Source organism: Sphingorhabdus sp. (assembly GCF_046292425.1).
In the GTDB taxonomy this organism is placed as follows: Bacteria; Pseudomonadota; Alphaproteobacteria; order Sphingomonadales; family Sphingomonadaceae; genus Sphingorhabdus_B.
Window position 1 is genome coordinate 1 of sequence record NZ_JBKBQV010000067.1, and the last position, 14,202, is coordinate 14,202.

General features: G+C 56.4%; 15 protein-coding genes. 4 read left to right on the top strand and 11 right to left on the bottom strand.

Annotated features, from left to right (window positions below; all coding sequences use genetic code 11):
- Positions 1-138: 138 nt before the first annotated feature.
- The 7 genes from ileS to purE all read right to left on the bottom strand — a co-directional run bounded on the left by ileS (position 139) and on the right by purE (position 8,275).
- Positions 139-2,994: an isoleucine--tRNA ligase gene (gene ileS / locus ACK4S7_RS11795; protein WP_409647063.1), complete on the bottom strand. Its 2,856-nt coding sequence runs from the start codon at positions 2,992-2,994 to the stop codon at positions 139-141.
- Between the two features lie 82 nt (positions 2,995-3,076).
- A complete protein-coding gene (locus tag ACK4S7_RS11800) occupies positions 3,077-3,928 on the bottom strand; it encodes a hypothetical protein (protein ID WP_409647066.1) in 852 nt (283 codons plus the stop codon).
- Between the two features lie 26 nt (positions 3,929-3,954).
- Entirely contained in the window at positions 3,955-4,878 is a 924-nt protein-coding gene (locus ACK4S7_RS11805) for a bifunctional riboflavin kinase/FAD synthetase (RefSeq protein ID WP_409647101.1), read from the bottom strand.
- A 109-nt stretch (positions 4,879-4,987) separates the two neighbouring features.
- A complete protein-coding gene (locus tag ACK4S7_RS11810) occupies positions 4,988-6,166 on the bottom strand; it encodes a dipeptidase (RefSeq protein WP_409647068.1) in 1,179 nt (392 codons plus the stop codon).
- A gap of 20 nt (positions 6,167-6,186) precedes the next feature.
- Positions 6,187-6,684, bottom strand: a complete 498-nt coding sequence (locus ACK4S7_RS11815) for a dihydrofolate reductase (RefSeq protein ID WP_409647070.1) — start codon at positions 6,682-6,684, stop codon at positions 6,187-6,189.
- A 23-nt stretch (positions 6,685-6,707) separates the two neighbouring features.
- Positions 6,708-7,778 carry a 5-(carboxyamino)imidazole ribonucleotide synthase gene (locus ACK4S7_RS11820; protein ID WP_409647073.1) on the bottom strand — a complete coding sequence of 357 codons (1,071 nt, stop codon included), beginning with the start codon at positions 7,776-7,778 and terminating at the stop codon, positions 6,708-6,710.
- Between the two features lie 8 nt (positions 7,779-7,786).
- The gene (gene purE, locus ACK4S7_RS11825) at positions 7,787-8,275 is read right to left on the bottom strand and encodes a 5-(carboxyamino)imidazole ribonucleotide mutase (protein ID WP_409647076.1); all 489 of its coding nucleotides are present in this window, start codon (positions 8,273-8,275) and stop codon (positions 7,787-7,789) included.
- 198 nt (positions 8,276-8,473) lie between these two features.
- Between purE and ACK4S7_RS11830 the strand changes: the two genes are divergently transcribed.
- On the top strand, positions 8,474-9,067 hold the full coding sequence (locus ACK4S7_RS11830) for a GGDEF domain-containing protein (protein WP_409647079.1): 594 nt from the start codon (positions 8,474-8,476) through the stop codon (positions 9,065-9,067).
- Positions 9,068-9,087: 20 nt separating this feature from the next.
- On the opposite strand, the gene gpmA is transcribed toward ACK4S7_RS11830, so the two are convergent.
- From gpmA to ACK4S7_RS11850, 4 genes are all read right to left on the bottom strand, one after another.
- Positions 9,088-9,771 (bottom strand): 2,3-diphosphoglycerate-dependent phosphoglycerate mutase, encoded by a 684-nt coding sequence (gene gpmA / locus ACK4S7_RS11835; RefSeq protein ID WP_409647082.1) that lies wholly within the window; start codon positions 9,769-9,771, stop codon positions 9,088-9,090.
- A gap of 43 nt (positions 9,772-9,814) precedes the next feature.
- Complete coding sequence (locus tag ACK4S7_RS11840) at positions 9,815-10,270, bottom strand: GNAT family N-acetyltransferase (protein ID WP_409647085.1); 456 nt, start codon at positions 10,268-10,270, stop codon at positions 9,815-9,817.
- Positions 10,271-10,279: 9 nt separating this feature from the next.
- Positions 10,280-11,416: a M14-type cytosolic carboxypeptidase gene (locus tag ACK4S7_RS11845; protein ID WP_409647088.1), complete on the bottom strand. Its 1,137-nt coding sequence runs from the start codon at positions 11,414-11,416 to the stop codon at positions 10,280-10,282.
- A gap of 117 nt (positions 11,417-11,533) precedes the next feature.
- Positions 11,534-12,127: a DUF4136 domain-containing protein gene (locus tag ACK4S7_RS11850; RefSeq protein WP_409647091.1), complete on the bottom strand. Its 594-nt coding sequence runs from the start codon at positions 12,125-12,127 to the stop codon at positions 11,534-11,536.
- A 154-nt stretch (positions 12,128-12,281) separates the two neighbouring features.
- Between ACK4S7_RS11850 and ykgO the strand changes: the two genes are divergently transcribed.
- The 3 genes from ykgO to sucC form a co-directional block, all read left to right on the top strand.
- Positions 12,282-12,407, top strand: a complete 126-nt coding sequence (ykgO, locus tag ACK4S7_RS11855) for a type B 50S ribosomal protein L36 (RefSeq protein ID WP_125229386.1) — start codon at positions 12,282-12,284, stop codon at positions 12,405-12,407.
- Positions 12,408-12,517: 110 nt separating this feature from the next.
- Positions 12,518-13,129, top strand: coding sequence for an HAD family hydrolase (locus ACK4S7_RS11860; RefSeq protein ID WP_409647095.1), 612 nt, complete (start codon positions 12,518-12,520; stop codon positions 13,127-13,129).
- A 154-nt stretch (positions 13,130-13,283) separates the two neighbouring features.
- The coding region (gene sucC / locus ACK4S7_RS11865; protein ID WP_409647098.1) for an ADP-forming succinate--CoA ligase subunit beta at positions 13,284-14,202 on the top strand (919 nt) is incomplete at its 3' end.

Consider the following 14,202-nt stretch of genomic DNA (forward strand, 5'->3'; position numbering starts at 1 on the left):
TTTACGGGGAGGTGGACCACGCGCAGCGTGGTGGAGCGGTGTGTAAGTGCGCACATTCCCCTGCGTGTAAACTGCCAGCCCCCTCCGTCAACCCTGCCGGTTGGCACCTCCCCACAAGTGTGGAGGGTTTGATGCGCCTTATTCACCAACGACATCCTCGCAACGCGCGCACAGTAGTCCCTCATCTACAACCTCTGGCAAATGCCGCCAGCAACGCCCGCATTTATGGTTGCTGGTCTTTGTCACAACTGGGTCGGTAACACCCACAACGGCTTTGGTTGCCGACGTGATGCAAAGTTCCGCCAAAAAGCTCTCATCGACGGGCCAGTCACGCAAGATCGGTTCAAGGTCGGGGACTTGCACCTCCGCCTCCAGGCTTGACCCTACAATCTTTTCCCGGCGCAGCGGTTCGATGGCTTCAGTCACTTGCCTGCGTAGTTCGCGAAGGCGAAACCAGTGTTCGACCAATCCCAAGTCGAACCAAGCGGCATCAACCTGTGGCCATTCCGAAAAATGCACGCTGTCTGCCTCTGCGCCAAAACGTGTCTGCCAGACCTCTTCGCTGGTGAACACCAACACGGGCGCTGCATAGCGGACGAGGGCGTGGAACAATATGTCCAACACCGTGCGATAGGCCATGCGCTTCGGATTGTTTGGTGCATCGCAATAGAGGCAATCCTTGCGTATATCGAAGAAGAACGCCGACAGGTCTTCATTTGCAAAATCAGTCAGCAACCGGACGTAAGTGTTAAAGTCAAAGTCGGCCACGGCTTGCTTGAGCTTTGCGTCCATATCGGCAAGCAGGTGGAGCATATAGCGCTCCAGTTCCGGCATATCGGCAACAGCAACCTTTTCCGCATCCGAAAACCCGTCGAGTGCGCCCAGCAGATAGCGGAACGTGTTGCGCAATTTGCGATACTGGTCGGACACGCCGGACAGGATTTCCTTACCGATGCGATGGTCCTCAGTGAAGTCCACTGTCAGCGCCCACAGCCGCAGGATATCCGCGCCGCTGTCGCGCATCAGATCAAGCGGGTTGATCGTGTTGCCGAGCGACTTGGACATTTTCATGCCCTTCTGGTCCATTGTGAAACCATGCGTCAGCACGGCGTTATAGGGTGCCCTGCCCCGCGTGCCGCAACTTTGCAGCAAGCTTGACTGGAACCAGCCGCGATGTTGGTCGCTGCCTTCAAGATACAGGTCGGCAGGCCATACCAGGTCAGGCCAGCGCCCGCTTTCAAGCGTGAATACATGCGTGCAGCCTGAATCGAACCACACGTCGAGAATGTCAGTGACGCGTTCGTAATCGGCAAGCGCGTAATCGCTTCCGAGATAGCTCTGCGCCTGTTCGTCGGACCAGCCATCAACGCCGTTTTCATGTACCCCAGCTATGATCCGCGCATTAACCGCCGGATCGCACAGATACTGGTTGGTCCCCTTCTTGACGAACAGGGTGATTGGCACGCCCCATGCCCGCTGGCGGGAAAGCACCCAGTCAGGGCGCCCCTCGACCATCGAAGACAAACGGTTTCGACCCTTTTCGGGGATGAAGCGGGTGTCTGAAATAGCCTGCATGGCCTTTTCGCGCAGCGTCCCGCCGGACAAATCCTTATCCATGCTCACAAACCATTGCGGCGTGCAGCGGTAGATAACCTTCGCCTTCGACCGCCAGCTATGCGGATAGCTGTGTTTGTAGTCGGCCGATGCCGCGAGCAGCCCGCCGCTTTCGCGCAAAGCCGTGCAGATCGGCCCATCAGGTGCATTGAACTTGGGATTGATGACGCTGCCCTCGCCGCCCAGCCAGCCCCAATCGGCGCGATATTTGCCGTCGCCCTCAACTGCGAAGACCGGATCGATGCCGTTCGCCTTGCACAGGTCGAAGTCATCCTCGCCATGGTCAGGCGACATGTGGACAAGCCCGGTGCCGCTATCGGTGGTAACGAAGTCGCCAGCGAGCATCGGACGCGGAGTGGCGAAAAAGCCGCCGAGTGCATGCATTGGGTGACGGACCATAGTTCCGGCTAGGTCAGAGCCTTTGCCGCGCCAAATTTGAGTGGTTATGCCGAACGCATCACCGGAAATCAGAAAGCTTCCCGTGGCGGTCTGTTCAGACCGAGGTTCTTTTGGATAAACGCGGCGATTGAATTCCCCCGCCAACGAAGATGCAATAAGAATTGCGCGATCTTCATACTTGAATGCAATATAATCAACATCCGGCCCATAAGCGATCGCCTGGTTGACGGGAATCGTCCAAGGCGTTGTTGTCCAGATCACCGCATGTGCGCCGACCAGTTCATCAATCGGGCTTTCAAGTATCTCGAACGCCACATCGATCTGCGTTGAGACGATGTCATCATATTCAATCTCGGCCTCGGCCAGTGCAGTCTTCTCCACCGGCGACCACATTACAGGCTTGGCACCGCGATACAGCTGTCCGCTTTCGGCAAATTTCAGCAATTCCGCAACAATTGTTGCCTCGGCCTGAAAATCCATCGTCAGATAAGGATTGTCCCAGTCGCCGTTGATGCCCAACCGCTTAAGTTGTTCGCGCTGCGTATCGACCCAATGTTGGGCATAAGCGCGGCATTCGGCGCGAAACTCGACGGCAGGCACTTCGTCCTTGTTGAGCTTTTTCTTGCGATATTGCTCTTCGACCTTCCACTCGATCGGCAGGCCATGGCAATCCCAACCAGGCACATAAGGCGCGTCCTTGCCAAGCAAAGTCTGCGTGCGGACGACCATATCCTTCAGGATGTGGTTCAGCGCGTGACCGATATGCATGTCGCCATTGGCGTAAGGCGGGCCGTCATGCAGAATGAACTTATCCCGCCCGCGACGGCGGTTGCGCAATTCTGCATAGAAATCCTGCTCCTGCCATCGCGCCAGAATAGCTGGCTCCTTCTGCGGCAGGCCAGCCTTCATCGGGAAATCGGTTTTGGGCAGAAAGACGGAGTCGCGCCAGTCTTGTTTCGGTGAGTCAGCAGGTTCGGTCATATCTTGCGGGTGCCTAAAGGATATGGCGCGGCAAATAAAGCCCGTATCCTCCCCATCGCAAGTCGATGGGTCCGGTTAGGAACTAGCGCCGCAAAGCTGGCCCCAGTTCTTCGATTTTATCCACCCAGATATATCCGTTATAGCTGTTCGCAATGTCGCCATATTGGTTGACCTCGGTCAGGCCCTTAATCTGCCCGTCTACCACATCCTCGGCGATGATCAGGCGCACGTTGGCCTCTCTCATTCTTGCCAGAAAACGGTTCGGCCATCCCCATAAGGTAAAGCCGAGATCATCCAGCGTGAGCAGCATCGTCCCGTTTTTGCAGGACTCGGGCACGCTTCCCCACAGCCCGGACACGCGATATTCCGAGGCGCATTTCCGGGCGTTCGACACTGAAAAAACCTGATGACTTGGCCCAAGTCCGCGAAGATAGTTGGTAGCCGCAGTGTCCCCGACAATGATATGTTGACCCGGTGTGTCGGTGGAAGGCGTCGGCAGGGCCGCGACCAGTTGCCTGACGGCGGCTTCGCCTTTGATCTGCCAAAATATTTCAGGCCGGGTCAGGCCCGACAGCACATCTCCAATGGTCGCTGGTGCGCGCGCCTTATCCGCGGGACAATCGCTTTCAAATTGAGGCGCAACGCGCAGGACACCGCCAGTCACTTTCGTGATGACCCGGATGGCGCTCGCGCCGCTGCCGGCTGCGGCCTGCAATGCTGCAATATCCGGTCCAAAATCGCTCCCGCCATAGCCGCTATTCGCGCTGGCAACGCAACCAGCGGCATCGCGTACGGGTTCGGCAGCGCGATCTGCAACCAGTTTTGGCCTGCCTGTGGGCTTATCTGCCAGCCAGCTTGCCTGGAACAGCGTAAAGCCGAACAACATTGCTGCGATGAGCAAAATGACGACTGTTTGCCTGCGCGAAAACCGCATTGCTTATGAACCGCCATTCAGCGTGATCACGCCAAAATATCCCGCGCCTGATCGCAATCCTTGGCCATCTGCGTCATCAGCGCGTCCATGCTTTCAAACTTGGCTTCACCACGAATGAAGGCGTGGAATTCAATCTCGATATTCTGGCCATAAAGATCTTCTGCAAAGTCGAAAAAATGCGGCTCAAGCAATTCCTTCGGTGGGTCGAATGTCGGGCGAATACCGAGGTTGGCAGCACCATTGAGAATCCGCCCATCGGATAACCGCCCCTTCACCGCATAAATGCCATAACGCGGGCGCAGATAATGGCCCATATCCATATTGGCGGTCGGGAAGCCCAAAAGCCGGCCATTCTTGTCGCCATGCTGCACAATGCCCTCAACCGCAAAGGGCCGTGTAAGCAAAGCGGTCGCTGTCGCGCAGTCCCCTTCTTTCAGGGCATTACGTATGCGGCTGGACGATATCACGCCTATGTCGTCGACCACTGGCCCCATCGCAGTGGAGGACAGCCCGTGTGCTCCCCCACATTCGCGCAACACGTCTATATTGCCGCCGCGGCGCTTTCCAAAGGTAAAGTCCTCGCCCGTTACAACGGCCGATATCCCCAACCGGTCAACAAGCAATTTGACGATAAAATCTTCGGCGCTGGTTGCGGCCAGTTCAGCGTCAAAATCGAATACCAGCATCGCGTCCGCGCCTGCCTCTTCAAAAAGACGCTGCCGCTGGTCAAGCGTGGTCAGTCGAAACCACGGCGATTGCGGCGCAAAGAAGCGTACCGGATGCGGATCAAAGCTGGCAATGATGGCAGGGCGGCCTGCCGCCTTGGCCTGCGCAATCGCCGCGCCCGCAACCGCTTGATGTCCCCGATGGAAGCCGTCAAAATTGCCCAGGGCAACGACACCGCCGCGCAAAGCGTCGGGCATCCGGTCCTTGGCAGAAAGGCGTGGGATCATCCCAGTTCCCCGTTTGTGTGGAGCGAAGACACGGCACCCATAAATGGTGCAAGCCTTATTGGCCTCTCGGCTTCGCGCGATGCGAACGGCAACACATGGTGTCCAATCATAACGCCCGCGCCCTCGGCACCAACCCATTGCGAAGGACGCGCAGCGCATTTTCGCCCATAACGGCGCGTATCTCCTGCGGCGTAAAACCTTCGTCCATCAATGCCTGAGTCACCTGAACCAATTGCGACGTATCAAACCGCACAGTGGTTGCACCGTCATAGTCCGACCCCAATGCGACGTGCTGAATGCCCACCAGATCGCGGACATGCTTCATCGCCTTTGCTGCCGCGCGCGGGCTGGTGTCGCACAGGGCGCCATCCCAATAGCCAATGCCGATAATGCCGCCGGTTTTGGCAACACCCCGAATTTCTGCATCGGTCAGGTTGCGGTTGACCTTACATGTTGCCTGCACGCCACCATGGCTGGATACAACTGGCCGCGTGGCCATCGCCAGCAACTCGGCCACGCCGGCATGTGACAAATGGGCGATGTCTATAATCATGCCCTTCGCCTCCATCCGCCGGACAATGTCGCGACCAAAGGGCGTAAGACCGCCCTTTTTCAAGCCATGCATTGAACCGGCCACCTCATTGTCGAAGAAATGCGTCAGGCCGGCCATGCGGAAACCGGCATCGTAGAGCCGGTCAAGATTTACCGCTTTGCCTTCCAAATTCTGGAGACCCTCAAGGGTGAGCATCGCACCCACCGGCCGCGCGCTGGATTGCCGCGCGGCAAGCAACGCGTCCAACTGGCCTGCTGAGTCAACATTCCGCAGTGCGCCATCCGACCCGGAAACCGCATCGTCCCGCTTTTTCGCGTGATACAGTGACCGCTCCACTAGCGAATTCCACGTTTTCATTGGCTGCAACTGCGCCACTGTCAGCAAAGTGATGTTGTCAGTCCTGTCGCTGTTGCCGTCGTAATTCTGGTCCTTCGGTGTCTTCGTGACGGAGGAAAACAACTGCAGCGCAACATTGCCACCCTGCAAACGCGGCAGATCCATATGCCCGCGTGATGCCCTGTCATTCAAATCGCGATTCCACATCAGCGTGTCGCTGTGCAAGTCAACGATATTCAAAGTCTGGTGCAGGGCCTTGGCCTCGTCGCTGACTTCGATCAACGGCTTGCCATCGATCTGGTTCATCGATCCTTCGACATAGCCCGGCGCGAAGCCGAAAAAGCCCACAGCGGCGATGCCAGCCAACGTCAGCGGAATCCAAAATCTCTTGCGCATATTCCCCCTCAAACGCCTGTTCAGGCGCCAGTCCTGCGCACCAATGTCACAAAGTCAAACGCGGGCGCGCCGCCTTGAGCCTCATGGCTTTTGCGTGCAATTTCCTGCCAAATCGTCATATCAAAAGCAGGGACAGTCGCGTCGCCATCCGGGCTTGCGGCAATCTCCGTAAGTTCAATCCGGTCTGCAAGCGGCAGGAAAAGGCTGTAGATTTCGGCGCCGCCGATAACACAAACATGCGGTCCATTGGACATCTTCAACGCTTCCTCAACCGAATGCGCCACCTCGGCACCCTCTTCTTCCCATTCGGTGTCGCGCGTGAGAACGATATGGCGGCGTCCTTCCAGCAAGCCCGGCAGGCTGTCAAAGGTCTTGCGCCCCATGATCATCGGCCGCCCTTTTGTCACCTGTTTGAAGTGGCGCAAGTCGGCGGGAATGTGCCACGGCATACCGCCATCCTTCCCGATAGTTCCGTTGGCGGCGCGGGCGAGGACAAGAACGATTTCGGGATGATTCATGCCACCGTCTTGCCGACTTTTTGTTACCGATACAAGCGGGTGACGTGGCCTATTTTACGTCCCGGCCGTGCTTCGGCTTTGCCATAAAGATGCAAATGCGCCGCCGGATCAGCCAATATCTGCTCAAATTGCGCACCATCGTCACCAATCAGGTTATGCATTTCAACGCGGTCAGCAACAGTCGCCGTGCTGCCAAGCGGCAATCCGCAAATGGCGCGAATGTGGTTTTCAAACTGGCTCGTGGCTGCGCCCTCAATGGTCCAATGCCCGCTATTGTGGACTCGTGGCGCGATTTCGTTGAACAATGGGCCCTGCGCGCTGGCGAAAAATTCGGCGGTGAATACGCCCACATAATTCAAAGCGGTTGCCACTGCCGATGCCATATCGCGCGCGGCCTGCTGCTGGCTTTCAACCAATGGCCCGGATGGCAAGGTCGATGTCGCCAATATGCCGCCGATGTGCAGGTTGCGCGAACTGTCCCAAAAGCGAATTTCGCCATCTTGGCTCCGAACCAAGATTACTGAAAATTCCGCGTCGAACGATACCATCGCTTCAGCGATTAAAGCTTGCGCGCCAGTGCGTTCCCATGCGCCTACAATGTCGCTCTGCGCTGTGATGCGCGCCTGGCCTTTGCCATCATAACCCATGCGGATTGTTTTTAAGATGCATGGTATGCCAACGGCAGCAATAGCGGCCGGTACGTCGCTCTCGTCCTGCGCCACGGCAAATTCGGCGGTTCGGCCGCCCAGCGCGCGAACGAACTGTTTTTCGGCAGCACGGTCCTGCGCGACCTCAAGTGCTTCGAGCGGCGGGTAAACCGGAACAAGACGCGTAATCGATTCCAGGGGCGCGACCGGCACGTTTTCAAATTCAAAGGTCACGACATCACAGTTTTGCGCAAACGCCTCTAGTGCAGCGAGGTCATCATATTCGGCCACCGTAAAGCCAGGTGCGACATCGCAGGCGACGTTGTCACCGGGCGGGGCAAAAATATGGCAACGATAACCCAATTGCGCAGCGGCGATGGCAAGCATACGGCCAAGCTGGCCGCCACCCAATATTCCAATCGTAGAGCCTGGTGGTAACGCCGCCATATAAGGCCTTATTCCGGCGTTTCGGCGACCGACGCCGATTGCGCAGCACGCCAGGCGTCTAACCGCTCCGCAAGCGCAGCGTCTTCATTTGCCAGCATTGCCGCCGCCAGAAGCGCCGCGTTTGTCGCGCCGGCCTTGCCGATCGCCAATGTGCCCACCGGAATTCCGGCCGGCATCTGGACTATCGACAAAAGGCTATCCATGCCGTCAAGCGCCTTCGACTGAACGGGCACGCCAAGCACTGGCAAACGGGTCATTGAGGCTGCCATGCCCGGGAGGTGGGCCGCGCCGCCTGCGCCAGCGATGATGCATTTTAAGCCCCGGTCAACCGCACTCTTTGCATAGTCGTACAGGCGTTCCGGGGTGCGGTGGGCGGAGACAACCTTACATTCATGGGGGACGTGAAGCGCGGCGAGCGTTGCCGAAGCCTCCCGCATCGTTTCCCAATCCGAACGGCTTCCCATGATGATGCCAATAAGCGGCGCTGCTTCCGTCATCTGTCACTCCCCGACAACTTTGTTGCGGATGGCCTTAGCGTCGTGGCGAACAAGGCGCAATCCAACAACGACGCATCATAAATAGATGCGCGAGAGAAAAAATTAACATTAAACTGTTGCTATTTATACAAAATTTGACTTCAGATAATTGTGGACTGGGATATTGAAATTGAGGTTGTCTGACAGGAATATCGAACATTGAAACACAATATTGCCAGTTTCCCATGTGTTGCCCAACCTGCCGGACAAGCCGAGCTGGAGCGCGAAAACATGGCGTTGAAAGCCCGAGTGGTAGAATTGGAGCGGCTTGTCGTCTGTGACACGCTTACCCCAGCGTATAACAGACGGCACTTTATGAATGAGCTCAGCAGTTGGTGCTGGCGCAAGCATATGTCTGGCGGCGATTACGGCCTCCTGTTTGTGGATGTCGACAATTTGAAGGCCGTGAACGACAAGCACGGCCATTCGGTCGGAGATGCGTTGCTGATTGCGGTCGCCGAAGCATTGCTAGCTGCGGTCAGGCGCTCCGACATTGTCGCGCGAGTCGGGGGAGACGAATTTGCCATATTACTGGCCGATATCCCCTCAGAAAAAATTGGCGAAAAGGCCGAGCAAATTACGAACGCTGTGGATCAGTTAGAAATTCCGCACCAAAACGGACAACTGATTCCTCATATTTCGGTCGGCTTCGTTGCGGTTGAATCCGGCATTGCACCGGAAGATCTGCTGCTGCGCGCGGACCGAAGCATGTATGCGATAAAGCAGGCCAAACGTCCGCGTCGCCTAAATTAAAGCTAAAGAGCCTCGCACCATTAACGCTCGGACAGATAATGATAGGAGCCCTTTAAATTGTCGTCCAATTCATAAACGATCGGCTGCCCTGTCGGAATTTCAAGGCTGCTGATGTCGGCGTCGGAAATGCCCGACAGATGCTTGACCAGCGCCCGCAGGCTGTTGCCATGGGCTGAAATCAGGATAGTTTTGCCAGTCCTTAACTCAGGCACTATCGCGCTCTCCCAATAAGGCAGGACGCGGTTGATGGTGTCTTTAAGGCTTTCCGTCGAAGGAATGTTAATCCCTGCGTAACGTGGATCCAAAGACAGATCATAAGGCGAGCCGACCTCAAGCGGCGGTGGAGGAATATCAAAGCTACGACGCCAGATTTTGACCTGGTCATCGCCATGCTTGGCGGCTGTCTCTGCTTTGTCGAGGCCAGTCAGCCCGCCATAATGCCGTTCGTTCAACTGCCAATTCTTGGTCACCGGAACCCACAGGCGCCCCATGGCTTCCAGCGCAAGGTTCAGCGTTTTAATCGCGCGCGTCTGGACGCTGGTGAAGGCTATATCAGGTGCAATACCCTTTGCCTTCATGAGTTCACCGGCTGCCCAAGCCTCAGCTGCACCTTTTTCAGTGACATCGACGTCCCACCAGCCAGTGAATCGGTTTTCGAGATTCCACTGCGATTGGCCGTGACGGATGAGGATAAGTTCAGGCATGAATGGCTCCAATTTTGTTTCGCTGGCCCCTAACGCAAGTTGGTCAGATCGCCAAGGTCATGAAACGGCTGAAAGGGTCGTCAACATATTCGCCAAAGGGCGGACAATATTCAAATCCATAGGCTTCATATAATGCACGTGCTGGCATAAAGGCTCCAGTGGACCCTGTTTCCAGACTCAATCTGACATATCCACGCTGGCGCGCTTCCGAAATAATATGTGCCAGCATTGCTGCACCTACGCCTTTGCGCAGATGGTCGGCATGCGTTCGCATTGATTTGATTTCGCCTTGTGTCGGTGACAATGCCTTTAAGGCACCGCAGCCCATCAGGACGTCCCCGTCCCATATAGACCAAAAGGTTACATCAGGGGCATTCAGCCCGTCGAAATCGAGGAAATGACAACTTCCGGCAGGCGAGCTTGATAACATTCCGGCAAAATGCGTTTCAAGCAAAGTCCGGATTTCAACGCCTGTCAGGTCATCTTGTTTGATATGCACCGGAGCAGCCTAAACCATCTCCGCCAGCGTCGCGAGGCATTCGCGGGCAAGCAAGCGGCAACGTTCTGGCGACCAGCCCTGATCGGGATCATTTCCGTGGACGGTATCCTTATACGGCATTTCCAGCGTCATCGAAACGCAACTGTGCGATGTTCCGAACCGTTCGGCAAGCTGGTTGGTAGACATGCTGAGATTGGCTTTCCCGGGGCCGGCCTTTGTGTAGCCCAACTCGGTCTGGAAATCGGGCGTGCGCACCGCAAGGCGATTGATGAAGGCATTGTACCTATCGCCTTGGTCGTCAGCCCAAGATGGAATGCCTTCAAAACCAGCCATGAAAGCAGCAGGAATGGCTTCGTCGCCATGAATGTCCATAGCCCAATGCACGCCACTTTCGTCCATTGCATTCCGGATGCCGAGAACCTCCGGACTACGCTCGGCCGAAGGTTCCAGCCATTCGCGGTTGAGGTTCACGCCCAGATAATTGGTGCGCAGATGTCCCCGGCAGCTGCCATCGGGGTTGCAATTGGGCACAATATGAAAGCGGCATTTTTCCAGCAACACGCGTGTGTGTGGATCACTAAGGTCGGTGAGCATATCGATGGCACCTTCCATCCAATATTCAGCCTGAGTCTCGCCGGGATGCTGCCTTGCATAAAGCCAGACCTGCGTTTCGCCGCTACCCGTTTCGAGGCAGTCGATTGGCTGTCCTTCGATGCTATGGCCAAGGCAGCGATACGTTACACCTTCAAGCGACGCCGACTCAGCAATCAGATCATGGTGCCGTTCCATGCTGTACGGGGCAAAATAGGCAAACCAGGCGATATCGCTTGCAGGGACATAACGAATGGTCAGCGTGCCGCCGTCTTTCGCTTTGTCGTAGCTGGTGTCGGCGCGGCCCCAGTAATCGCGGTCTTCAGATACGCAGGCGCGGTAATCGGGCCATCCACCGGGATAGGCACTGCTTTCCAGTCTAGTGATCCGCAATTCCAGTTCCTCGCCCGCAGTACAGGCCACGCGGAAATGAAACCATTGCGCAAACTCGGAATCCTTGTCCTTGCGGATGCCAAGCGTCGCGATATTGCCGTCGATGGCATGAACGATGATGTTGCCGCTGTCGAAGGCGGCATTGATATCAGAAATCGGCATATTTGGTTCGTTCTCGCTCACAAGGCAGCACCGGCCCACTCCTCCACCCGGCTACTGAATTCAGGTTACGTTCGTTGGGTGGCCGGGTGTGGAATGGGCCGGCACCGCGAATAAACTCTACGGTACGCGAATAGTCTCGCCAGACACGCCGGGGAAGTCCTTAAACAAGGCCTCTGCCAATTTGGCTGCTGCGATGCCAGGTTGCGCGGCGGGAGAGCCAGCTTTCGCCAGTTGAACTGCAGTGCCTTCCCAAATCACCAGTTGGTCACTGCGCCGGAGTATCCGGACCGCCAGTGTCGTTTGTAATTGCGTGCCGGAACCACCGCCCAGATTGAAGCCAAGGCCGACACCGACGCCCGAGCCATAGCCACCCGTCGACCCGCCGACACCGACGGACACTGGCGAGCGGCGGTCAGGGCGAATCGTTGTTGCCCCGAAACGGACCTCGGCAATGACATCCGAATTGCTTACACTATCGCTATAACCCACCCGCTGCATTTCGCGCGCGACTGCCGCCAAATATGGTGAACCCGCCAGAGAGCGATCCGGGACGGAGTCGCCCGCCAGTACTACTGCAAAGCTGCCTGTGCCATAAGGCACGCCCTCTGCGGCGCGATTGAAGCGCGTGACCTCGACCGGGCCAGTTGGCACAACACAAGCGGTCAAAAGAGAAAGCGCGAGAAGCGGCAACAGCCGGGCATTTTTGATCATGGTACCATCCTTAAGCCTGTCTTCTATCATATCAAGCGATGTATGGGGGCTGAATCGGGGAATTGCGGCCAATCGCGCTTGACTTTCCGCCGCCCGACCCATAGGAGCGCGCCTTCAATTCAAGCTTCATGCATTTTAAAGACGGGCAAATCCGATGAAAGTCGTTAATTCTCTGAAATCGCTCAAGGGCCGCCATCGCGATAACCGCGTGATTCGTCGTCGTGGCCGCACCTATGTCATCAACAAAACCCAGCCACGCTTCAAAGCGCGCCAGGGCTAATTGAACCCTGCCTGCGATTGCGGGCAGCTGGATCAGGCAAAATGCCGCTCCGAATCTGATTCGCGGGCGGTTTTTTTGCGCCGATGCAACATGGCTTATGGGGTGCATGCGTGATTGAAATAACGACCGTTGTTTTTGACGTCGGCAGAGTGCTGTTCGAATGGGATCTGCGCTATCTTTACAATAAGCTGATAACAGACGAAGCCGAGCGCGAATATTTCGTCAGCCATGTGGTGACGCCAGAATGGCATTACCAACATGACGCAGGCCGATCACTGGAAGACATGGTCGCGGAGCGGGTTGCGCAATATCCCCAATATGAAGAGCTTATCAGGGCATATGACACGCGGATTACCGAAACCATTCCCGGCCCCGTGCCCGGCACCCATGAAATTGTCCGGGAACTGTCTGCAAACCAGACTCCGTTGTTTGTCATCACCAATTTCGGCGCTGAATTTTGGCACCGTTTCCGACCGGCTCAACCTATTTTTGATCACTTCGGCGATATCCTTGTTTCCGGCATGGAGAAATTGATCAAGCCGGATCCGGCAATCTATGCGCTTGCCCTGGAACGTTTCGGACTACAGCCGGGCGAAGCGATCTTCATCGATGATAATCTCGACAATGTCGTGAGCGCCCGCCTCAATGGCTTTGCCGCGCACCATTTTACCGATGCAGCAAAGCTTCGTGCCGAACTGACTGCTCTCAATTTGCTCAGATAAATATTGCCGGGAGGGGCGCAGAGGACGCAGTTATTATCTGTACGGCTGCGCCTCTGCGTGAACCAAAAAACATGGCCGCAAGCCCTTCCATTCATTGCGCGTCTGTGCTTAAGCAACCGGCGAAACTCTCCATTTTCCGAGGACGCAATCTCCCATGAATATCCATGAATATCAGGCCAAAGAACTGCTCGCGAAATTCGGCGTGGCCGTGCCAGCGGGTATCGCAGCGTTAAGCGTTGAAGAAGCGGTGGCCGCCGCCAAGCAATTGCCTGGCCCTTTATATGTGGTGAAATCGCAGATTCATGCTGGTGGACGCGGCAAGGGCAAGTTCAAGGAGTTGGGCCCCGACGCAAAGGGCGGCGTTCGTCTGGCGTTCAATCTGGATGAGGTTGAAGCCCATGCGAAGGAAATGCTGGGCAATACGCTGGTGACAATTCAGACTGGTCCCGAAGGCAAACAGGTCAACCGCCTATACATCACCGATGGCGCCGACATTAAGCAGGAATTCTACCTCGCTTTGCTCGTTGATCGCGCGACCAGCCGGATTGCAGTCGTTGCGTCGACCGAAGGCGGCATGAACATCGAAGACGTCGCGCATGACAGCCCTGAAAAGATTCACACGATCGTTATCGATCCGGCCACTGGCCTTCAGCCACATCACGGTCGTAGCGTTGCCAAGGCACTTGGTCTGACCGGCGATCTGGCGAAGCAGGCACAAACTGTGCTTTCTGGCCTCTACAGTGCCTTCATCGGCACCGATGCCGAGCAGATCGAAATCAACCCGCTTGCCGTCTGCGAAGGCAAGAACGGCGATGAGCTTCTGGTTCTCGACGCCAAGGTCAGCTTTGATGGCAACGCCATGTTCCGTCACAAGGACCTTGCCGAATTGCGCGACCTGACTGAAGAAGATCCGGCAGAAGTTGAAGCGTCGGAATATGACCTTGCCTACATCAAACTGGACGGCAACATCGGCTGCATGGTCAATGGTGCTGGCCTTGCCATGGCAACGATGGATATCATCAAGTTGAACGGCGAATTCCCTGCCAACTTCCTGGACGTCGGCGGCGGCGCTT

Bases quoted from the DNA above. Each gene is read 5' to 3' on its own strand.
- ACK4S7_RS11850 (WP_409647091.1), bottom strand. From the start codon at position 12,127: ATGATCAAAAATGCCCGGCTGTTGCCGCTTCTCGCGCTTTCTCTTTTG.
- ileS (WP_409647063.1), bottom strand. From the start codon at position 2,994: ATGACCGAACCTGCTGACTCACCGAAACAAGACTGGCGCGACTCCGTC.
- ACK4S7_RS11845 (WP_409647088.1), bottom strand. From the start codon at position 11,416: ATGCCGATTTCTGATATCAATGCCGCCTTCGACAGCGGCAACATCATC.
- ACK4S7_RS11820 (WP_409647073.1), bottom strand. From the start codon at position 7,778: ATGGCGGCGTTACCACCAGGCTCTACGATTGGAATATTGGGTGGCGGC.
- purE (WP_409647076.1), bottom strand. From the start codon at position 8,275: ATGACGGAAGCAGCGCCGCTTATTGGCATCATCATGGGAAGCCGTTCG.
- gpmA (WP_409647082.1), bottom strand. From the start codon at position 9,771: ATGCCTGAACTTATCCTCATCCGTCACGGCCAATCGCAGTGGAATCTC.
- ACK4S7_RS11815 (WP_409647070.1), bottom strand. From the start codon at position 6,684: ATGAATCATCCCGAAATCGTTCTTGTCCTCGCCCGCGCCGCCAACGGA.
- ACK4S7_RS11810 (WP_409647068.1), bottom strand. From the start codon at position 6,166: ATGCGCAAGAGATTTTGGATTCCGCTGACGTTGGCTGGCATCGCCGCT.
- ykgO (WP_125229386.1), top strand. From the start codon at position 12,282: ATGAAAGTCGTTAATTCTCTGAAATCGCTCAAGGGCCGCCATCGCGAT.
- ACK4S7_RS11800 (WP_409647066.1), bottom strand. From the start codon at position 3,928: ATGCGGTTTTCGCGCAGGCAAACAGTCGTCATTTTGCTCATCGCAGCA.